This is a genomic window from Streptomyces sp. NPDC002520, assembly GCF_053595235.1.
Genome location: NZ_JBSFXG010000001.1, coordinates 374,724 through 394,608 on the forward strand (window position 1 = coordinate 374,724; position 19,885 = coordinate 394,608).

The following is a 19,885-nucleotide window of genomic DNA, read 5'->3' on the forward strand; positions in this document are numbered from 1 at the left end:
CGTTCTCCTGAATCTGGTCGTCGCTCATCCGTGCAGCCCGCATTCGGTCTTGGCCCGGCCGGCCCAGCGGCCGGCGCGCGCGTCCTCGCCCTCCAGAACCCGCCGGGTGCACGGGGCGCAGCCGACGGACGCGTAGCCGTCCATCAGCAACGGGTTGGTCAGTACGCCGTGTTCGGCGACGTAGGCGTCCACGTCGTCCTGGGTCCAGCGGGCGATCGGGGAGATCTTGACCTTCCGCCGCTTCTCGTCCCAGCCGACGACCGGGGTGTTCGCCCGGGTCGGGGACTCGTCGCGGCGCAGTCCGGTCGCCCAGGCCGCGTAGCCCTTCAGCCCCTCCTCCAGCGGCTGCACCTTGCGCAGCTTGCAGCACAGGTCGGGGTCGCGGTCGTGCAGCTTCGGACCGTACTGGGCGTCCTGTTCGGCGACCGTCTGCCGCGGCGTGAGGGTGATGACGTTGACGTCCATCACGGCCTCCACCGCGTCGCGGGTGCCGATGGTCTCCGGGAAGTGGTAGCCGGTGTCCAGGAAGACGACATCTACGGCGGCCTCACCCTTCATCACCCGGGAGGCGAGATGGGCGACCACCGCGTCCTCCATGGAGGAGGTGACGCAGAACTGCTTGCCGAAGGTGTCCACCGCCCACTGGAGGATCTCCAGCGCGGAGGCGTCCTCCAGGTCACGGCCCGCCTGCTCGGCGAGCGCCCTCAACGCGTCGGCGCTGCGCTCCTGCTGAGTCGTCGTCATGTCTGCTCGTCCCCTCCGTCGTCGGCGTGCTTCAGCCCGCGGGCGAGCAGCCCGAGGAACTTCAGCTGGAATGCGCGGTTGCACGCCCCGCATTCCCAGGCGCCTCCCCCACGCTCGGCTCCGCTCGCGCGGGGGGACCCCCATCCCTGCTCGTTCGGACGCAGGTCCTCGTCGCCGCAGTAGGGGCAGTAGAAGGGTGCCGCCCGCTCGCTCACGAGAGGGCCTCCTCGGTGGCACGCGCCGCCCAGGTCGCGAACCGCTCGCTGTCCTCGCGCTCCGCCTGGTAGCGCTTGAGCACCCGCTCGATGTAGTCGGGCAGTTCGTCCGAGGTGACCTTCAGACCGCGGACCTTGCGGCCGAAGCCCGCCTCCAGGCCCAGCGCGCCGCCGAGGTGCACCTGGTAGCCCTCGACCTGGTCGCCGTTGTCGTCGAGGACCAGCTGGCCCTTGAGACCGATGTCCGCGACCTGGATACGGGCGCAGGCGTTCGGGCAGCCGTTGAGGTTGATGGTGATCGGCTCGTCGAAGTCCGGGATGCGGCGCTCCAGTTCGTCGATCAGCGAGGCGCCGCGCGCCTTCGTCTCGACGATCGCGAGCTTGCAGAACTCGATGCCGGTGCAGGCCATGGTGCCGCGCCGGAACGGGGACGGGTGCACCGTGAGGTCCAGCGCCTGCAGGCCCTCGACGAGGGAGTCGACCCGGTCCTCCTCGACGTCCAGCACGAGCATCTTCTGCTCGGCGGTCGTACGGACCCGGCCCGAGCCGTGGGTCTCGGCGAGGTCGGCGATCTTCGCCAGGGTCGCGCCGTCCACGCGGCCGACGCGCGGCGCGAATCCGACGTAGAAACGGCCGTCCTTCTGCCGGTGCACGCCGACGTGGTCGCGCCAGCGCTCCACGGGCTGGGCCGGCGCCGGACCGTCGACCAGCTTGCGCTCGAGGTACTCGTCCTCCAGCACCTGCCGGAACTTCTCCACGCCCCAGTCGGCGAGCAGGAACTTCAGGCGTGCCCGCGTCCGCAGTCGCCGGTAGCCGTAGTCACGGAAGATCGAGATGACGCCCTCGTAGACCTCCGGGACCTCGTCCAGCGGGACCCAGGCGCCCAGACGCTGACCGATCTTCGGGTTGGTGGACAGGCCGCCGCCGACCCATACGTCGAAGCCGGGGCCGTGCTCGGGGTGGTTCACGCCGACGAAGGCGATGTCGTTGATCTCGTGCGCCACGTCGAGCAGCGGCGAGCCGGAGATCGCGGACTTGAACTTGCGGGGCAGGTTCGAGAAGGCCCTGTTGCCGATGATCCGGCGCTGGATCTCCTCGATGGCCGGGGTGCCGTCGATGATCTCGTCCTCGGCGATGCCGGCGACCGGGGAGCCGAGGATGACGCGGGGCGTGTCACCGCAGGCCTCGGTCGTGGACAGGCCCACGCCCTCCAGCCGGTTCCAGATCTCGGGCACGTCCTCGATCCGGATCCAGTGGTACTGGATGTTCTGCCGGTCGGTGATGTCCGCGGTGCCCCGGGCGAACTCCTGGGAGATCTCGCCGATGACGCGCAGCTGCTCCGTGGTCAGCCGCCCGCCGTCGATGCGGACCCGCAGCATGAAGTACTCGTCGTCCAGTTCCTCCGGCTCCAGGATCGCGGTCTTGCCGCCGTCGATCCCGGGCTTGCGCTGGGTGTACAGCCCCCACCAGCGCATACGGCCGCGCAGATCGTTCGGGTCGATCGAGTCGAAGCCGCGCTTGGAGTAGATCGTCTCAATGCGTGTCCGCACATTGAGACCGTCGTCGTCCTTCTTGAACTGCTCGTTGCCGTTGAGCGGGGTGAGGTGACCCACGGCCCACTGACCCTCGCCGCGGTGACGGCTCACCTTGCGTCGGGGCGCGGAGGCGGCAGGGTTCGGTGGGGTGGCGGCCATGGTTCTACGTCCTTCGGGACAGCGACGGATGGGGTCGGCGCGCAGCGCCGTCCTTGAGGGGGGGGTGGTCGGGCGGCGGGCGGGAGGCCCTGACCTGCGCACGCGGGCGCATGCGTGCATAGGCGCGCGTCATCGCGCGGCAGGCGAGGAGGTGCGGTGGGATCGGCGGTGCTGGAAAGTTCAGCTCGCCGGACAGATGGCGCTGGACATGCGGCCGAGGTCGACGTGCCGCCGACTCACCAAGGCAATTCCAGTTCCAGACATGACGGAAGCGTGGCACGGCGATCTGGACACAGTCCAGCTTTATCCAACATGCGGACACCCTTGTCCCGAAATGTGGAACAAGGGTGTCGTCGGTCACACGTACGGAGGGACGGCTTGTCCCGGCAGGTCAGGCAGGGTAGGCGCCGGGCCAGGGACCGGGCGTGGCCACCTCGGCCTCCTCCTCGACCTTGGTGTCGAACAGCTTGAACCCGCGCCGCAGATAGTTGGCCATCGCGAACTCGCCGTCCTTGCTGCAGGTGTGCAGCCACACCCGCTTGGTCGGCGCCCGGTCCGGCCACCGCTCGCCCAGGTCCCAGGCGCGCGCGATGCCGTGCGACAGCAGATGACCACCGATACGGCGGCCGCGGAAAGCCGCGATCAGGCCGAAGTAGACGATCTCGACCACGCCCTCGTCCTGCGCCTCCAGCTCGACGTATCCGGCGGGCGTCCCGCGGTCGTACGCCACCCACGTCTCCACACCCGGCCGGTCCAGGAACTCCTGCCACCTCTTGTGGTCCCAGCCGAGCCGGTCCGTCCAGTGGATGTCACCGCCGACCGAGGCGTACAGGAAGCGGCTGAACTCGGGGGAGGGGACCTCGGCGCGCACGATCCGCACGTCGTCGCCCTCGGGTGCGGCGGCCGGCAGGAGATCGCTCGGGGAGGTCTGTTCCAGGGACCAGATGGTGACAGGGACGCTGTTCATGCGGGCCAGGGAATCATCCCGTCCCACGGTCTGTCGATCGCTCCCGTCACGCGGCCGGCCGCCTCGCGGTCCGTCGGTCTCACGTGTCACGCCGGCCGCTGTCCTCGGCCGGCGGGGCTCACCCCAGCGACCGGTCCAGTGCCGCCAGCGGGACGGAGAACAGCATCCGGTCCGACAGCGACCACACCTCGCCGGTCTCCTGCCAATAGGAGAGGGAGCCGGTGGACCGCGCCCAGCAGTGGTGGGCGTCGTCCGAGCCGCAGCGCGCGGTCCTCGCGCCACCGGTGTCCTGCCGCCACAGCGCGCCGTGGCGGTCCGGGGATCCGGACAGCTGTCCCACATACCAGGACGAGCGCGACGCGCCGGCCTTCCGGTACGCCAGCACGCCCCGGATGCCGCCCGCCCGCGTCCGGTACGCCTCGACCGGCTTCGCCAGCCCGGCGGCGTCGGTGGCCAGCAGCCCGCCGCGCTCCGGGGCGTCGCTGAACGCGTACCGCCACAGCCGGGTCCGGCGCTCGCCCCCCGGGGCGGTCCACTCGCCGGCGACGAGACTGTCGGGCGCGGTCGTACGGTCCAGGGAGAGCGTGCCGGGACAGGGCCGCGCCCCGGACGCCGTGCAGTGACCGGCGGGCAGCCGGTAGGAACCCACGGCGGGCATCACGTACCCGTAGCCGTCGGCGGACCAGCCGCCCGGCACCCGGCCGATCGCGGGGCCGTCCACGGTGGTGCGCTGGATGCGGTCCAGGTCGTAGACGTGGAGCGCGTCGGCGCTGCCGGTCCGGGTGGTGACCAGCAGCTTGTCCTGGTACCAGACCATGCCGGAGACACGGGAGGACAGGCCGCGGTAGTCCCGGCCGCCGTCGACGGGCACCACCAGGAGCACCCAGCGGTACACCGGCCGGGCGGGGTCGTCCGCGTCGACGAAGGCGACCCTCGCCAGGCCTCGCTCGGGGGCGGGGCCCTTGGTGGTGCTGTGGGTCCAGCCGGTGAGGATCACCCGGTGGGTGCCCCAGGCGCCGTCGTCGTCGGCGTCCCCGGGGGTCGTCACCGAGGCCGGCTGCCAGGCGGTGTCCGCACCGTCGGCCCGGTCCCAGCAGTAGGCGTGGGTGGGGGCCGGGGCGACGGGAAGGGACTCGCGGTCCCCGGATGAGCAGTGGGCGGCCTCGCGCATCCTGCGGTCGGCGCTGCGCAGTACGGCGTCCACACCGACCGGGCGGCCCATGGACGCGGCGAGCCGGTTCAGCGTACGGGCGGGAACCAGGTCCTCCTTCAGACGCAGCGCGCCGGTGTCCGACGGGGAGGTCAGCGGCGCGAGCGCCCCGGGGTCCCCGGCGATCGTGGCCTGCGAGGCGCTGATCAGGGTGGCCGCCGCGGTGAGTGCCAGCGCGGTACCGGCCAGGACCGCACGCAGGGCCGCGCCCCGCCTGCGCCTGCGGTGTCTGCCGCGATGCTTCATGTCTCCTCCCGAGGCGGGCCAACTGCGCCTGATGGTCCGTACGTTGACCGAGGAGCAGGAGGGAAGGCCCGTCAGGGGATGCTACGGCAGTGGGGTGCGCCGCCGGGCGAAGACCCCGCAAATGTGAGGTAAGAGCTCCCCAGGGGAGGGGGTTTCGGGGTGGCGGACGGCTCGTCCCTCTTCAGGCGTCGGACACCACCCGTCTGCGTGCCACCCCCGGTCCCGTCGACTGAGGCAGCAGGTCACGGGGGTCGTCGGGCGCCAGCACCTCGACCTCGACGTCTTCGCGGAAACGATACGGCCGATGCTGTAGAAGATCCCCCAGATATCGTCGGATCCGTGACATCTCGGCCCGCACGGTGACCGTCCGCGACGGATCGCCGAAGAGGTCCTCCGCCAGCCCCGACGCCCCGCGCCCGGAGCGGTGTTCGGCCAGCAGATACAGCAACTCGGCGTGCCGGGGGCTGAGTTCACGCGACCACGAGCCCGCGGTGGACGTCACCGTCACCGAGCAGTGGGCCGGCCGGGTCAGGTCCAGCACGATCCGTGCGGCCGAGAACGCCTGCGGATCCTCGGCGGCCCGCAGCAACCACCCCCCGGCCAGCGGCTCCACCGCGCACGGACCCAGCGCGGCCAGCCACCGGCGGCCCGGCTGAAGGGACTTGGGCAGCGCCACGCGCCGCACGTACGGCATCCCGGTCACCGTCGCCGTCCAGCCGTTCCGGTCCACCACCAGCGCCCGCTCGTCCAGCCGGGCCAGCACCGGCGCCGCCACCGCCCGCAGCCGTTCCAGCGAGGCCAGGTGCAGCTCGCGCAGGCGTGCCTCGGCGAGCTTGGCCACCGAGTCCACCCAGGCGAGGGTCGCAGGGTGCATGGTCTCCAGCGGACCGCTGACGTCCACCACACCGATCAGCCGGCCGTCCCTGGGGTCCGTGATCGGGGCGCCCGAGCAGGTCCAGGTGGAGTGCGAGCGTACGTAGTGCTCGGAGGCGAACACCTGGACGGGCCGTCGTACGACCGCCGGGGTGCCCACGCCGTTGGTGCCGACGACGTCCTCCCGCCAGTCCGCCCCGAGTTCGAAGCCGAGCCCGTCGGCCTTGCGCAGCACCTGCGAGGAGCCCTCCCGCCACAGCACCCGACCGTCCGCGTCGGCGACGACCATGATGTGCTGGGCGACGTCCGCGACCGAGAGCAGGCCCTCGCGCAGCACCGGCATGACGTGCCGCAGCGGCGACTCCTCCCGCCGGCGCTGCACCTCCTCTGCGGACAGCAGCCCCGATCTGAAGTCGTGCTCGGGGTCCACCCCGCCGCGCAGCATCCGCCCCCAGGACTGCTCGATCACCGGCCGGGGCGCGATCCGCGCACGCTGTCCGGCGAGCGTCGCGTCGCGCACCTCGCTCAGCACCCGTGCCGCCTGCGCCGCGTCCACGGCGGCCAGACGCGTCACGTTCATCGACGGGTTCACCACTGGGGCCCTCCCGGAAGGCTGTCGAACACACTGGTCCAGCCGTCCGGGCGGCGCTTCCGGTCCGTCTGTTCCCCACATACTGCCGTTCGGCGCATGCCGGAGGCACACAGTCCGCGCACAATCACCAACATGTTGCAACCCCCTGCAACCCTGGTGGACGGTCGGGGACTGGCTGAGACTTGACTCCGGCACCGCCCACGGGTGGCGCTCCTGGCCTTCAACTGGCCCCATGAGGTGGGGGTGGTGCCGTGTCGGCGCAGCACCACCCCTGCCTCAGGCGGTTCGGCCGGCGCGGCAGGCGGTTCGGCCGGCGCGGCAGGCGGTTCGGCCGGCGCGGCAGGGGGTGCGGGTCGACGCGCGCCGGGTGCGGGTCCGTTTCGGCTTGTCGCGCGGTTCCCCGCGCCCCTTGGGCCGGCTGGTCCGCCCGGTGTCGGATCGCTGGACTTCTCAGGCCGTCGGGCGCGCCCGTTCCACCACTGATGCCAGGTCCAGGCCCGTCGGCAGGGTGCCGAAGCAGGCGCCTCGGTCGCCGCCCAGGCGGGAGGCGCAGAAGGCGTCGGCGACCTCGGTCGGGGCGTGACGTACCAGGAGGGAGCCCTGGAGGACCAGAGCGAGGCGTTCGACCAGGCGGCGGGCCCGGCCCTCGATGCCGTCCAGGTCGGCGAGTTCGGTGAAGAGGTCCTTCACGGCGCGGTCCAGCCGGTGGTCGGCGCCGTGGGCCCGGCCGATCTCGGCGAGGCAGGCGTCGAGTGCGCCCGGTTCGCGCTGGAGCGCGCGCAGGACGTCCAGCGCCTGGACGTTGCCGGCGCCCTCCCAGACGGAGTTCAGGGGTGACTCGCGCACCAGCCGGGGCAGGCCGGACTCCTCGACGTAGCCGTTGCCGCCCAGGCACTCCGCGGCCTCGACCGCCACCGGGGCGCACCGCTTGGTGATCCAGAACTTCGCGGCCGGCACCGCGAGCCGCAGAAAGGCGCGCTCCTGCTCGGAGCCGTCGTCGTAGGCGGCGGCGAGGCGCAGGGCGAGCGCGGTCGCGGCCTCGGACTCCAGCGCGAGGTCGGCCAGCACGTTGCGCATCAGCGGCTTGTCGATCAGCGGGCCGCCGAAGGCCTCCCGGTGGGCACAGTGGTGGATCGCCTGCGCCACGGCCTGCCGCATCAGGCCGGCCGAGCCGAGGGCGCAGTCCAGGCGGGTCGCGGCGACCATCTCGATGATGGTGCGCACCCCGCGCCCCTCCTCGCCCACCCGGCGGGCCCAGGTGCCGTCGAACTCGACCTCGGCGGAGGCGTTCGACCGGTTGCCCAGCTTGTCCTTGAGCCGCTGGACGAGGAAGACGTTGCGGGTGCCGTCCGCGAGGACGCGCGGGACGAGGAAGCAGGTCAGCCCCTGCGCGGCCTGGGCCAGCACCAGGAAGCCGTCCGACATCGGCGCCGAGCAGAACCACTTGTGCCCGGTGAGGGTGTACGTCCCCTCCTCGGCGAGCGGCCGGGCCTCGGTGGTGTTCGCCCGTACGTCGCTGCCGCCCTGCTTCTCCGTCATGGCCATGCCGAAGATGGCGCCGGGTTTGGCTCCGGCGGGCCGCAGCTCGCGCTCGTAGATCGTGGACGTCAGCCGCGGCTCCCACTCGGCGGCCAGTTCCGGATCGGTCCGCAGCGCGGGCACCGCCGCGTGGGTCATCGACAGCGGGCAGCAGTTGCCCGCCTCCACCTGGGTCCACACCAGGAACCCGGCCGCCCTGCGCACATGCCCGGACGGCCGCGTCCAGGCGCCGGTCAGCCCCGCCGAGACACCTTTGCCGAGCAGCCGGTGCCAGGCCGGGTGGAACTCGACCTCGTCGATGCGGTGGCCGTACCGGTCGTGCGTGCGCAGCCGCGGCGGATGCTCGTTCGCCTGCACCCCCCACTCCTGCAGCTGCGCCGAGCCCGCGGCCCGCCCCAGCTCGGACAGCTCGGCGAGCACTTCCTCCCGCGGCCCGGGACCGGTGTACCGCCGCACCGCCTCGACGAGGGCGCGGTCGGCGGTGAAGACGTCGTATCCGACCAGCGGGGGCGGCTGGTTCGTCACGGTGTGGGTGGAGATGCCTGCCATGGTTGCGAACCTATCCGGGACGGCGGCCATGATGGACTCAGCGTGGCACAGCGCGGCCCGTCTGCGCGTCGGGGCCCGGCACCCGCCCCGGGAGGTGAGGGCGGCCCCGTTCGGCGGATACCGTTAGGTCGTGCAGCCAGCAAGTGAAACCCCCGAACGGCCGCCCGGCCGCCTCCACCGCGCCAGAGTCCTCTACCGGAACGTCTCCAAGCGCCGGACCGCCTGGCTGCTGGTCAAGGACACCGTCAACTCCTGCATGGAGTACCGCATCCTGGGCCTGGCGGCCGAGGCCGCGTTCTTCACGCTGCTGTCCGTGCCGCCCCTGCTGCTGAGCCTCATCGGCCTCCTCGCCTACGTCGACGCCTGGACCGGCGCCCACACCATCCAGAGCCTGCAGACCAACATCCTCGACGCCGCCCGCACGATCCTGTCGGACAAGGGCGTCAAGGAGATCGCCGAGCCGATCCTGCACGACGTGATCAAGGGCGGCCGCCCCGACGTCATCTCCATCGGCTTCCTGTTCGCGCTCTGGTCGGGCTCCCGCGCGGTGAACGTCTTCATCGACACCATCACCGTCATGTACGGCCTCGACGGCGTCCGCGGCATCGTCAGGACCCGGGTGATGTCCTTCCTGCTGTTCATCGTGGCCCTGCTGATCGGTTCGGTCGCGCTGCCGCTGATGGTGGCCGGGCCCGACGCGGTGGTCCGGGTCGTGCCCTGGTCGGAGACGGTCGTACAGGTCCTGTACTGGCCGGTCGTCATCGTCCTGTCCATCGTCTTCCTGACGACCCTCTACCACGTCTCGGTGCCCGTCCGTTCCCCCTGGATCGAGGACGTGCCCGGCGCCCTGGTCGCCCTCGCCATGTGGGTCCTCGGCAGCTTCCTGCTGCGCATCTACCTCACCCACACCATCGAGGGGGCCACCATCTACGGCTCCCTCGCCGCCGCCGTCGCCGTCCTCCTGTGGATCGGTGTGGGCGCCTTCGCCGTGCTCGTCGGCGCCGCGGTCAACGCCGCCATCGACCGGGTGTGGCCGGCCGCCGCCACGGCCGCCGCCCGCGCGGCCAACGAGCGGCTGCGCGAGGCGGAGGTCGTCGAGTACGTCAGCCGGGTCGCCGCCGCCCGCGAGACCGATCCCGAGGACCCCGACATGCCGTCCGAGTTCCCGGAACGCTGGTCCCGCTTCCTCCCCCCGGAGGACGTCACCGCCCGCCTGCGCACCCACGCCAAGAACCCCCACCACCACACCCACGCCGGCCACAAGAGCGCGACGGACACGGCACATCCGGATCAGTGAGGAGCGGGGCCGCGACCGGGGGGAGGCAGGGGGCGGCCTCCGCCTCCTTCGGGTCCACCGGCTCCCTCGCCCGGGCCCCGGGCCCTTCCCCGACCCCGCTTCCCCCGCCGGCGCTCACCGCGTCCACGCGCCCGCCGCCGCGGCCTCCTTCGCGAACTCGGTGAAGTCCCTCGGCTCCCTGCCGAGCACCTGACGCACCCCGTCGCTCAGGTGCGCGTTCCGTCCGTCGAGCAGCGACCCGAAGAGCTCGACCAGGAACCCGGCCTCCTCGGGCGGCACCCCGAAACGGGCCAGCCGCTCGCCGTACTCGCGCGCCGGAACCGCCCGGTACGTCAGCTCCCGCCCGGCCTGTGCCGCGATCTCCGCGACCGCCTCGCCGAACGTCAGCAGCCGAGGCCCGGACACCTCCAGGGTCCGCCCGACGTACCGGCCGTCCTCGGCCGCCAGCGCCGCCACCACCACGTCCGCGAGATCCCCCACGTCGATGAACGGCTCGCGCACCCGGACCCGCAGCCCGGCCGCCCGCGCGGCCCGCGCCACCCGGCTCCCCGTCCGCCCGGACGAACCGGTCACCACCACGGTCGTCGTCATCGTCATGCGGGTCCTTCGCGTCCTGTTCTCCGTCATGTCCGCCAGTCAACTGCCGCTCTGCGCACGGGCCCGTCGCCGAACGGCTCATTCCCATACGCGCCCGTCTACGCTGACCCCATGGACGCACTCGCAGGCCTCCTGGAAGGCCCCCGCGCCCGGGGCGCCTTCATGATCCGGGCGTGTTTCGACCCGCCCTGGGCCGTGCGCGTGGAGGACCGGGCACCGCTGACCGTGATGGTCCAGGCCCGCGGCGAGTCGTGGGTGCTGCCGGACGGCGGCGACCCCGTCCGCCTGCGGGCCGGGGACCTCGCCATCGCCCGCGGCCCGGAGCCGTACACCTGCGCCGACGACCCCACCACCGCCCCGCAGGCACTGATCCTCCCGGGCGGCGAGTGCGGCTACCCCGACGGCACCTCCCTCAAGGGCTCCATGGACCTCGGCGTGCGCACCTGGGGCGACCGCCTCGACGGCTCCACGGTGATGCTGATCGGCACCTACCCGATGCAGGGCGAGATCGGCGGCCGGCTGCTGACCGCGCTGCCCCCGTTGCTCACCCTCACCTCAGACCTGTGGACGTGCCCGCTCACCCCTCTGATCACGGAGGAGATCGTGCGGGACGAGCCCGGCCAGGAGGTCGTCCTCGACCGGCTGCTGGACCTGCTCGTCATCTCCGCGCTGCGGGCCTGGTTCTCCCGGCCGGAGGCCGAGGCACCCGCCTGGTACCGGGCCATGGCCGACCCGGTCGTCGGCCGCGCCCTGCGCCTGCTGCAGGACGACCCGGCGCACCCGTGGACGGTGTCCTCGCTGGCCGCCAAGACCGGCGTCTCCCGCGCCGCCCTCGCCCGCCGCTTCACCGACCTCGTCGGCGAGCCCCCGATGACCTACCTCACCGGCTGGCGTCTCGCCCTGGCCGCCGACCGGCTGCGCGACACGGACGACACCCTCGACTCCCTCGCCCGCCGGATCGGCTACGGCAGCCCCTTCGCCCTCTCCAGCGCCTTCAAACGCGTCTACGGCGTCAGCCCCCAGGAACACCGCGCCCGCGGCGCCTGACCGGCTCCGCACCGTGCGCCGCCCCCGCACCGACGTACCCTGGCGGACGTGTACACGGAGCGGGCGTCCCGGCTGACCGGCGCGGTCGTGTGGACGAACACCCCCGACGGGCGCGCGGCCCGGCCGGTGCTCCCCGACGGCTGCATGGATCTGCTGTTCAGCGAGGGCCGGCTGCTGGTCGCCGGCCCCGACACCCGCGCGCACGTCGTCGAGGGCCCGCCGCGCTCCTGGGCGGGTGTCCGCTTCTTCCCCGGCACCGCGCCCGCCCTGCTCGGCGTCCCCGCCCACGAACTGCGCGACAGCCGCGTCGACCTGGCCGACCTGTGGCCCGCCGCCCGGGTATGGCGCCTGCTCGACCGCGTCGCCGCCGCGCCCGACCCGGCGACGGGCCTGGAGACCGTCGCCCTCGACCGGGCCGCACAGCCCGCGGCAGGCCCCGACCCGCTCCTGCACCGCCTCGTGGAGCAGCTGGACGAGGGCCGCCCGGTGGCGGCGACCGCCGACCGACTCGGCATCGGCGCCCGCCAGTTGCACCGACGCTGCCGCACCGCCTTCGGCTACGGACCCAAGACCCTGGCCCGCATCCTGCGTCTGCAACGCGCCCTGGCCCTCGCCCGCGCCGGAGTGCCGTACGCCGAGACGGCGGCCCGCGCCGGCTACGCGGACCAGCCGCATCTCGCCCGGGACGTACGGGAGTTGGCCGGCACGACGCTCGGCGAACTACTCGCCGCCCAGCGGGGCGAACAGGTCGACGCCGTTGCCGTCGGGGTCGTGCACGGTCGCGTACCGCTGCCCCCAGAAGGCGTCCCACGGCTTCAACTCCCCGTGGTACCCGGCGCCCACCAGATCCTCGTACACGGCGTCGACCTCGGCCGGTGAGCCGCACCGGAACGCGAGCCCGACCCGCCCCCCACCGGACGGCGGCCGCCAGCCCGGGTGGAAGGAGCGGACGGTCTCCTCGGTGTCCAGGGCGAGCACCAGCCCGCCGGGCAACTCGGCCTCGACATGCGGCTGTTCCTCGGCCCCTGCCGGGAAGCGGAGCCCGAGGCGACGGTAGAACGCGAGCGAGGCGGCCAGGTCGGAGGCCACCACGCCGATCACGGCGAATCGTGGAGTCATGCCGGACACCGTAGGCAGGGGGCGGCGGGCACGTCTTGAAGGAATCGGACACGGTGGCGGACTCCGTCCGGCCGCGGACTTCGCCACCGGGGACGGCGGGCTCCGCCGCCACCGCCGCACATCGTGGGCCCCGCCACCGGGCATAGGGTCGCCGCCATGCTTCCCCGACTGCTCCTCTACACCCGCACCACCGACTACCGCCACGACTCGATCCCCGCCGCCGTCGCCGCCGTACGCGCGATGAGTGCCTTCGCCGTCGACCACACCGAGGATCCGGCGCGGTTGGAGCGGCCGCTGGAGCCGTACGCGGCCGTCGTCTTCCTCTCCACCAGCGGCGACGTGCTGACCCCGGCCGGGCGTGAGCGCCTCGCCGGGTACGTGGAGTCGGGCGGCGGCTTCGCCGGAGTGCACGCGGCCGCCTGCACCGAGTACGGCTGGCCGTACTACGGCGACCTCCTCGGCGCCCGCTTCGCCCGCCACCCCGCGTACCAGCCGGGCCGGGCCGTGGTCGAGGACGCCGCCCACCCCGCCACCCGCCGGCTGCCCGCCGTCTGGGACTTCACCGACGAGTGGTACGACTTCCGCTCCAGCCCGCGCGAGCGTGCACGGGTGCTGCTGCGGGCCGACGAGGAGTCGTACGAGGGCGGCGGGATGGGCGCCGACCATCCGCTGGCCTGGTGCCGCGCGCAGGGAACCGGACGGGTGTTCTACACGGCACTCGGACACGCCGCATCGGCCTATCGCGACCCGCACTTCCTGACCCACCTGCGCGGCGGTCTGGACTGGGCGGTACGGCGCTTCGAGTGAGCAGTGCGACGGCACGTGCCCCTCTCCATGTGCCCTCTCCGCCACGTGGTGCCCTCTCCGCCACGTGTGCCCATATGCCCATGTGCCCGTGCCTCCTGTCGGCCCCGGCGGGACACCCCGCCGTACACCGTTCGGCCGTAAACGAAGTCCGTGCGCCGGAATACATCCGCGCGGTGTGGTGCTCTGATGTGAACGGTGCACGAGCTCGGCGAAGGGCTGGTGGGCGATGACGGCAGAACAGACCGGCCCCGTGGTCAGGACGCCCCACGGGGCCGTACGCGGCAGGTACGAGCGGGGCATCGCGGCGTTCCGGGGCATCCCCTACGCCGCCCCGCCCTTCGGCCCCCGGCGGTTCCGGCCGCCCGAGCCGCCCGCACCCTGGGACGGAGTCCGCGACGCCGGCGCCTTCGGGCCGACCGCGCCGAAACCGCCGTACTCCGAGGCGTTCGCCCAGTACCTCTCCGACCCCGTCATCCCGGGCGAGGACTGTCTCAATCTCAACGTCTGGACTCCCGATCCCGACCCAGGTGCCCGCCTCCCGGTCCTGATCTGGCTCCATGGCGGCGCTCTGACCAGGGGTTCCTCGGCCGTTCCGGTCTACGACGGGAGCACCTTCGCGCGCGACGGCGTCGTCTGTGTCTCGGTCAACTACCGACTGGGCGTGGAGGGCTACGGACTGTTCCCGGACGCACCCCCCAACCCCGGCCTGCGCGACCAGCTCGCCGCCCTGCAATGGGTCCACGAGGCCATCACGGCCTTCGGCGGAGACCCGGACAACATCACCCTGTGCGGACAGTCCGCCGGCGCCATCAGCACGGGTGCCCTCATCGCCGCGCCCCAGGCCCAGGGCCTCGTCCGACGGGCGGTCCTGCAGAGCGGGCCACCGGAGGCCTCGGAACGCGACAAGGTGCGGCGCATGGTCCGCCGGATGGCCACCCGGCTGAAGATCCCCGCCACCGCAGCGGCCTTCGGTGCCGTCGACCGTGACCTTCTGCTGCGCACCCAGGCCGAGGTGGGGCGGCTGAGCAGCCCCGTTCTCGGCGGCCCGGCGTTCGGCATCGTCGTCGACGGCGACCTCGTGCCCCGCGACCCGCTGCAGGCCCTGATCGACGGGGAGGCCGCCCCGGACATCGACCTCCTCATGGGCTGGACCCGGGACGAGTACCGGCTGTGGCTCGTGCCCGGGGGACTCGTGGACCACGTCGACCGGCTCGGCCCGGTCGCCCTGGCCGGCGCCATGGCCCGCTGCCGCGCCGGCCACGAGGTCCCGCGCGGCTATCGCGCCCTGCACCCGGACGCCGGAGCCGCCGAGATCGTCGGACAGATGGTCACCGACCGCATCCTGCGCATCCCCCTCCAGCGACTCGCCGACGCCCGCCCCGGCACCTCCCACCTCTACGAGTTCGCCTGGCCCTCCCGCCTCCCCGGCCTCGGCGCATGCCACGCCCTCGAACTCGGCTTCGTCTTCGACTCCGGCGACGTCCCCGAGTCCGCCAGACTGGCCGGCGAGGGTGCCCCGGAAGAGCTGGCCACCGCCATGCACGGCGCCTGGGTACGGTTCGCCAGGACCGGCGACCCCGGCTGGCAACACTGGGACGCGACCCATCCGGTATGCGTCTTCGACGCCGGCCGACCGCAGATCGCCCACGGCCCACGAGACGCCGAATTCGCCCTCTGGTCCACCACCCCCACCGTCCCCGAACCCACCCCATCCACCGAACCGACCTCCGCCGCGCGCCGCCTCCGCCGCTCCGTCACCACCCGCCGCCACTGACCAAAAGCGCCCCAAGCCACGGGCCACCGGCACCGGCCGGACTTCCCGAGCCCCTACGGCGCCCCGCCTCCAGCCCCGCGCACCCGCGGGGAACTGCGCGCTCAGCCACAGGCCACCGGCACCAGCCGTACTTCCCGAGCCCCTACGGCGCCCCGCCTTCCAGCCCCGCGCACCCGCGGGGAACTGCGCGCTCAGCCACAGACCGCCCGCACCGGCGAGACCCCCCCGCCCCTACGGCGCCGCAACCCCACCCAGCGCCCCCGCAATCGCGGCGATTCCCTCGGGCCCCACCCTGCAGCACCCCCCGATCAACCGCGCCCCCATCTCACGCCACCCCCTGACCTGCTCGGCGCTGAACGTGGCCCGACCGTCCCAGGCCCGCGCCTGCGCGTCCCACGACTCCCCGCTGTTGGGGTAGACGACGACCGGCTTACCGGTCACCCGCACCGCCGTCTCCACCGCGTACTCCACGTCCCGCGGCGCACAGCAGTTGACCCCGACCGCGATCACCTCGTCCACCTGGGCGGCAAGCCCGAACGCTTCGTCCAGGGGCTGCCCCGCCCGCGTCCGCCGACCGTCGACCGTGTACGAGAGCCACGCCGGCACGCCCATTCCCCGCACGACCCTCAGCAGCGCGACCGCCTCATCGGCATCCGGCACGGTCTCCAGCGCCAGCACATCCGGCCCGGCACCGGCCAGCACCTCGATCCGCGGCCCGTGAAAGCGCTCCAGCTCGGCCACGCTCAGCCCGTACCGCCCCCGGTACTCGGCGCCGTCCGCGAGCATCGCCCCGTACGGCCCGACCGATGCCGCCACCCACAAGGGCCGCGCGGCCCCGGCGTCCTCCGCCTGCCGTGCCGCCTCGCGGGCCGACTCCACACTCGACGCCAGCAGTCGCGCCGCACCCTCGTGCCCGATCCCGTGCCGGGCGAAGCCCTCGAACGTGGCCTGATAGCTGGCGGTGATGGCCACGTCCGCGCCCGCCGTGAAGTACGCGAGGTGCGCCTCGGTGACCGCCTCGGGCCGCTCGGCGAGCAGCCGTGCCGACCACAGGTCGTCACTCAGGTCGTACCCGGCCGATTCGAGCTGGTTGGACATGCCGCCGTCGAGTACGACGGTTCCGGTCGTGAGGGCTTCGGCGAGGCCGGGGGAGGAGTGGCTGTTCATGTCACGACGCTAGTCCAATCCACCCTGCGACGGCCTCTAGAAAGCGCTTGCTCCCGAGCGGTACGGTCCAGCCGCCGGCCCTGTCCGCTCCAGATCCCCTGGGGTTGCCCCGGACCCGCCGGACGTCAGAAAGGAACGGCCCGACGTGATCAACCTGCCCGCCGACGACCGCACCCCGAGCCCGTACACCGGCTACACCCGCGCCCACTGGGAAGCCGCCGCCGACGCCCTGCTCGCCGCCGTCGAGCCCCACGCCACCCCCGACCGCGCCCTCTACCACCTCCCCGGCGACCACGTGAGCCACTCGGGCCACCTCTCCGACGGCCTGGAGGGGTACGCCCGTACGTTCCTCCTCGCCGCCTTCCGCAAGGACGAGACCGTGCTCGGCCGTTACGCCGAGGGCCTCGTGACCGGCCCCGGCGGCGTCTGGCCCCGCATCGACCACCGCAGCCAGCCCCTGGTCGAGGCCGCCTCGATCGCACTGGCCCTGCGGCTGACCCGGCCGCTGCTGTGGGACCGCCTGGACCAACCGGTACGCGAGCGGACCGCCGCCTGGCTGGCGGACGCGCTCACCGCCGAAGCCTGGCCCAACAACTGGGAGTTGTTCCCGGTCACCGTCGGCGGCTTCCTGAACGAGATCGGCCATGAACCGGAGGCGGCACGCAAGGCGATGGACCGCGGCCTGGAGCGCGTCGAGCGCTGGTACGTGGGCGACGGCTGGTACACCGACGGCGACGGCCGCAAGTTCGACTACTACAACGGCTGGGCCCTGCACCTCTACACCGTGCTGCATGCCTGGCTGGCCGACGACACCGAGCTGCTCGACCTCTACGGCGGCCGGCTCCAGGCCCATCTCGCCGACTACGCCCGCCTGTTCGGCGGCGACGGCGCTCCCATGCTGCAGGGCCGCTCCCTCGTCTACCGGTTCGCGACCGCCGCCCCGCTGTGGCTCGGCGCCCTCACCGGCCGCACCCCGCTGACCTCCGGGGAGACCCGCAGGCTGGCCTCGGGAGCGCTGCGCTACTTCCTGGACGGGGGCGCGGTGGACGAGCACGGCCTGCTGTCCCTCGGCTGGCTGGGCCCCGACGAGTCGCTGGCGCAGAGCTACTCCGGCCCGGCCTCCCCGTACTGGGCGAGCAAGGGGTTCCTCGGCCTGCTGCTGCCGCCGGACCACGAGGTGTGGACGGAGACGGAGGAGCCGGGCCCGGCCGAGCGCACGGACGAGGTCAGGTCCGTGAGCGCCCCCAACTGGCTGCTCCAGTCGACCCGTTCGGACGGCCTTGTCCGCCTCCACAACCACGGCAGCGAGGACGCCCGCTACGCCCCGTACTACACCCGGCTCGCCTACTCGACCGCGACCGGGCCCGCACCGTCGTACGACAACAGCGTGATCGTCGGCGACGACCCCGGCCGCACGGAGATCGTGCCGCTGGGGACGGGGCCGGGCTGGATCGCCTCCCGGCACTCCGTGGGTGATGTCGTCACTGTGACGAGTCTGGTGCTCGCCGAGGGCGCGGCGGAGGTGCGGGCCCACCTCGTATCGGGAGCCGCTCCCGGGACCCCGGTACGGATCACCGGGTGGGCCGCACGGAACGGCGCCCGAGCCGAACTCCTGCCCGCCGTCGGCCTGTCGGAGACGCTCACCGGGGAAACGGGAGAGGGGGACACCCTGTTCGTCGCGCTCGCCCGGCTGACCGCCGAGCCGCAGCCGCGGCCCCTGGCCGAGCTGGTGTCCGTAGAGGCGGACGGCGCAGGGGAGTTGGAGGTCAGGTGGAGTGGCGGAGCCGGGATCCGGGCCCGGCTGGGCGCGTCGGGCGTGGACATAGGGCGACCACGGGGAGCGGTCTCGTCGCATGGCTCACGTCCCGGTGACGGTTCGGCGGGCGCCGAAACGTCCGGTGCCTAGCGTGGACGTATGACCGCAGAACAAGCCGTGACATCGTTCGCCGCACTCCACCACCGCCCCGGCGAGCCACTGCTCCTGCCCAACGCATGGGACCACGCCTCGGCGGCCGCCCTCGCGGCCCGCGGCTTCGCCGCCATCGCCACGACGAGCCTTGCCGTGGCGGCGGCCGTCGGCCTCCCCGACGGTCAGGCCGCGACCCGCGAGCACACCCTGCGGCTCGCCCTCACGCTCGGCTCCGAGCCCTACCTGCTCTCCGTCGACGCGGAGGACGGATTCTCCGACGACCCGTGCGAAGTCGCCGAGTTCGCACGCGAGTTGTGGTCCGTCGGCGCCGTCGGTATCAACCTGGAGGACGGGCTCGGCCCGGCCGCTCGGCACGCCGCGAAGATCGCCGCGGTGAAGGCGGCCGTGCCCGGCCTCTTCGTCAACGCCCGTACGGACACGTACTGGCTGGGCGACGGGCACGGCAGGGACGCCGAGGCGGAGACCCTGCGCCGCCTCGACGCCTACCGGCAGGCGGGCGCCGACGGTGTGTTCGTGCCCGGCCTGACCGACCCCGGCCGGATCGAGACCCTCGTCCGGCACCTCGACGCCCCGCTCAACATCCTCTACTCGCCCGCCGGCCCCACCGTTGCCCAGCTCGCCGACCTGGGCGTCCGCAGGGTCAGCCTCGGCTCGCTGCTCTACCGGCGGGCGCTGGGCGCGGCCCTGGACGCGATGGCCGACATCGCGGCCGGCCGGGCGCCGGGCGGTGCGACGCCCTCCTACGACGAGGTGTGCGCGCTGGAGAGGAGCGTCTCGGTGAGCAGGTCGACGACCTTCACGGGGTGATCGAGGGTGCGGGCAGCAGGACGGGACCGCTGCGCGTGACGTCGTAGGCGTACGAGGTCTCCTCAGTCATCGTTCTTCCCTTCCCGGGGCCAGTGCGTGAGGGCGAGGTGGAGGGCGTCGACCGCCTTGTCCCAGGAGGCCCGGACGTCCCGGTCCGCGCCGAAGCCGCCCGTGGACTCCAGGGCGCAGTAGCCGTGGAAGGTGCTGCGCAGCAGGCGTACGGCGTCCGTCAGGTCGGGTTCGTCGAGGTCGTAGGCGCGCAGCATGCCGTACGTGATGTCGGCCGTGCGGCGCAGGGCGGGGGTGTCGGCGATCAGGGACTGGTCGATGGGGATCTGGGTGGCGGCGTACCGCCCGGGGTGTTCCAGGGCGTAGGCGCGGTAGGCGTTCGCGAACGCGGTCAACGCGTCCTTGCCCGCCCACCCGGCCACCGCCTCCGCGATCCGGTCGATCAACTCACCGCCCGCGTACAGCGCGAGCCGGGTCCGCAGGTCGTTCAGGCTCCGGACGTGCGAGTACAGACTCGCGTCCTTCACACCGAACCGCCGGGCCAGCGCGGACAGGGTGACACTCTCGAAGCCCGCCTCATCGGCGAGTTCGGCGGCGGCCGCCACCAGTCGGTCAACGGTGAGCCCTGCTCGCGCCACGAGCCACCTCCTGGACGTTCTTAGGATTCCTAGGCTGGATCCTAGAGTGTCTAGGAGGTGGGTC

Annotated in this window: 17 protein-coding genes and 2 pseudogenes; 7 read left to right on the plus strand and 12 right to left on the minus strand. The window is 73.0% G+C overall.

Going from position 1 to position 19,885, the window contains the following annotated elements:
* Positions 1-24: 24 nt before the first annotated feature.
* The 8 genes from ACWD5D_RS01470 to ACWD5D_RS01505 all read right to left on the minus strand — a co-directional run bounded on the left by ACWD5D_RS01470 (position 25) and on the right by ACWD5D_RS01505 (position 8,629).
* Positions 25-744 (minus strand): phosphoadenylyl-sulfate reductase, encoded by a 720-nt coding sequence (locus tag ACWD5D_RS01470; protein ID WP_451370740.1) that lies wholly within the window; start codon positions 742-744, stop codon positions 25-27.
* Complete coding sequence (locus ACWD5D_RS01475) at positions 741-959, minus strand: hypothetical protein (RefSeq protein ID WP_451370741.1); 219 nt, start codon at positions 957-959, stop codon at positions 741-743. Before ACWD5D_RS01475 ends, ACWD5D_RS01470 begins: the two co-directional genes overlap by 4 nt.
* Positions 956-2,653 carry a nitrite/sulfite reductase gene (locus ACWD5D_RS01480; RefSeq protein ID WP_451370742.1) on the minus strand — a complete coding sequence of 566 codons (1,698 nt, stop codon included), beginning with the start codon at positions 2,651-2,653 and terminating at the stop codon, positions 956-958. The genes ACWD5D_RS01475 and ACWD5D_RS01480 overlap by 4 nt, the downstream gene beginning before the upstream one ends.
* Positions 2,654-2,833: 180 nt before the next feature.
* Positions 2,834-2,917 carry a putative leader peptide gene (locus tag ACWD5D_RS01485; protein WP_309486338.1) on the minus strand — a complete coding sequence of 28 codons (84 nt, stop codon included), beginning with the start codon at positions 2,915-2,917 and terminating at the stop codon, positions 2,834-2,836.
* A 127-nt stretch (positions 2,918-3,044) separates the two neighbouring features.
* Positions 3,045-3,620, minus strand: a complete 576-nt coding sequence (locus tag ACWD5D_RS01490; protein WP_451370743.1) for a GNAT family N-acetyltransferase — start codon at positions 3,618-3,620, stop codon at positions 3,045-3,047.
* Positions 3,621-3,738: 118 nt separating this feature from the next.
* Positions 3,739-5,076 (minus strand): hypothetical protein, encoded by a 1,338-nt coding sequence (locus ACWD5D_RS01495; protein WP_451370744.1) that lies wholly within the window; start codon positions 5,074-5,076, stop codon positions 3,739-3,741.
* A 181-nt stretch (positions 5,077-5,257) separates the two neighbouring features.
* A complete protein-coding gene (locus ACWD5D_RS01500) occupies positions 5,258-6,529 on the minus strand; it encodes a GAF domain-containing protein (protein WP_451370745.1) in 1,272 nt (423 codons plus the stop codon).
* A gap of 462 nt (positions 6,530-6,991) precedes the next feature.
* Positions 6,992-8,629, minus strand: coding sequence for an acyl-CoA dehydrogenase family protein (locus tag ACWD5D_RS01505; protein ID WP_451370746.1), 1,638 nt, complete (start codon positions 8,627-8,629; stop codon positions 6,992-6,994).
* A 130-nt stretch (positions 8,630-8,759) separates the two neighbouring features.
* Between ACWD5D_RS01505 and ACWD5D_RS01510 the strand changes: the two genes are divergently transcribed.
* Positions 8,760-9,926, plus strand: a complete 1,167-nt coding sequence (locus ACWD5D_RS01510) for a YihY/virulence factor BrkB family protein (protein ID WP_451370747.1) — start codon at positions 8,760-8,762, stop codon at positions 9,924-9,926.
* A 114-nt stretch (positions 9,927-10,040) separates the two neighbouring features.
* Here the strand turns inward: ACWD5D_RS01510 and ACWD5D_RS01515 are convergent.
* Positions 10,041-10,427, minus strand: a pseudogene (locus tag ACWD5D_RS01515) (NmrA family transcriptional regulator); the annotation flags it as partial.
* Between the two features lie 207 nt (positions 10,428-10,634).
* Here ACWD5D_RS01515 and ACWD5D_RS01520 point away from each other — a divergent pair.
* Both ACWD5D_RS01520 and ACWD5D_RS01525 read left to right on the plus strand, forming a co-directional pair.
* Positions 10,635-11,570: an AraC family transcriptional regulator gene (locus ACWD5D_RS01520; protein WP_451370748.1), complete on the plus strand. Its 936-nt coding sequence runs from the start codon at positions 10,635-10,637 to the stop codon at positions 11,568-11,570.
* A gap of 48 nt (positions 11,571-11,618) precedes the next feature.
* Positions 11,619-12,299 (plus strand): annotated as a pseudogene (locus ACWD5D_RS01525) (helix-turn-helix domain-containing protein); the annotation flags it as partial.
* Here the strand turns inward: ACWD5D_RS01525 and ACWD5D_RS01530 are convergent.
* A complete protein-coding gene (locus ACWD5D_RS01530; protein WP_451370749.1) occupies positions 12,291-12,689 on the minus strand; it encodes a VOC family protein in 399 nt (132 codons plus the stop codon). The pseudogene ACWD5D_RS01525 and the gene ACWD5D_RS01530 sit on opposite strands and share 9 nt — an antisense overlap.
* Before the next feature lie 156 nt (positions 12,690-12,845).
* Here ACWD5D_RS01530 and ACWD5D_RS01535 point away from each other — a divergent pair, with 156 nt between their 5' ends.
* The gene (locus ACWD5D_RS01535; RefSeq protein ID WP_451370750.1) at positions 12,846-13,496 is read left to right on the plus strand and encodes a ThuA domain-containing protein; all 651 of its coding nucleotides are present in this window, start codon (positions 12,846-12,848) and stop codon (positions 13,494-13,496) included.
* 226 nt (positions 13,497-13,722) lie between these two features.
* The gene (locus tag ACWD5D_RS01540) at positions 13,723-15,270 is read left to right on the plus strand and encodes a carboxylesterase/lipase family protein (RefSeq protein WP_451370751.1); all 1,548 of its coding nucleotides are present in this window, start codon (positions 13,723-13,725) and stop codon (positions 15,268-15,270) included.
* Positions 15,271-15,501: 231 nt separating this feature from the next.
* On the opposite strand, the gene mmuM is transcribed toward ACWD5D_RS01540, so the two are convergent.
* Positions 15,502-16,437 carry a homocysteine S-methyltransferase gene (mmuM, locus tag ACWD5D_RS01545; RefSeq protein ID WP_451370752.1) on the minus strand — a complete coding sequence of 312 codons (936 nt, stop codon included), beginning with the start codon at positions 16,435-16,437 and terminating at the stop codon, positions 15,502-15,504.
* Positions 16,438-16,585: 148 nt separating this feature from the next.
* Here mmuM and ACWD5D_RS01550 point away from each other — a divergent pair, with 148 nt between their 5' ends.
* Both ACWD5D_RS01550 and ACWD5D_RS01555 read left to right on the plus strand, forming a co-directional pair.
* Positions 16,586-18,343, plus strand: coding sequence for a DUF2264 domain-containing protein (locus ACWD5D_RS01550; RefSeq protein ID WP_451371015.1), 1,758 nt, complete (start codon positions 16,586-16,588; stop codon positions 18,341-18,343).
* A 9-nt stretch (positions 18,344-18,352) separates the two neighbouring features.
* On the plus strand, positions 18,353-19,174 hold the full coding sequence (locus tag ACWD5D_RS01555) for an isocitrate lyase/PEP mutase family protein (RefSeq protein WP_451370753.1): 822 nt from the start codon (positions 18,353-18,355) through the stop codon (positions 19,172-19,174).
* A 62-nt stretch (positions 19,175-19,236) separates the two neighbouring features.
* Here the strand turns inward: ACWD5D_RS01555 and ACWD5D_RS01560 are convergent, their stop codons facing one another.
* Entirely contained in the window at positions 19,237-19,821 is a 585-nt protein-coding gene (locus ACWD5D_RS01560) for a TetR/AcrR family transcriptional regulator (RefSeq protein WP_451370754.1), read from the minus strand.
* Between the last annotated feature and the right edge of the window lie 64 nt (positions 19,822-19,885).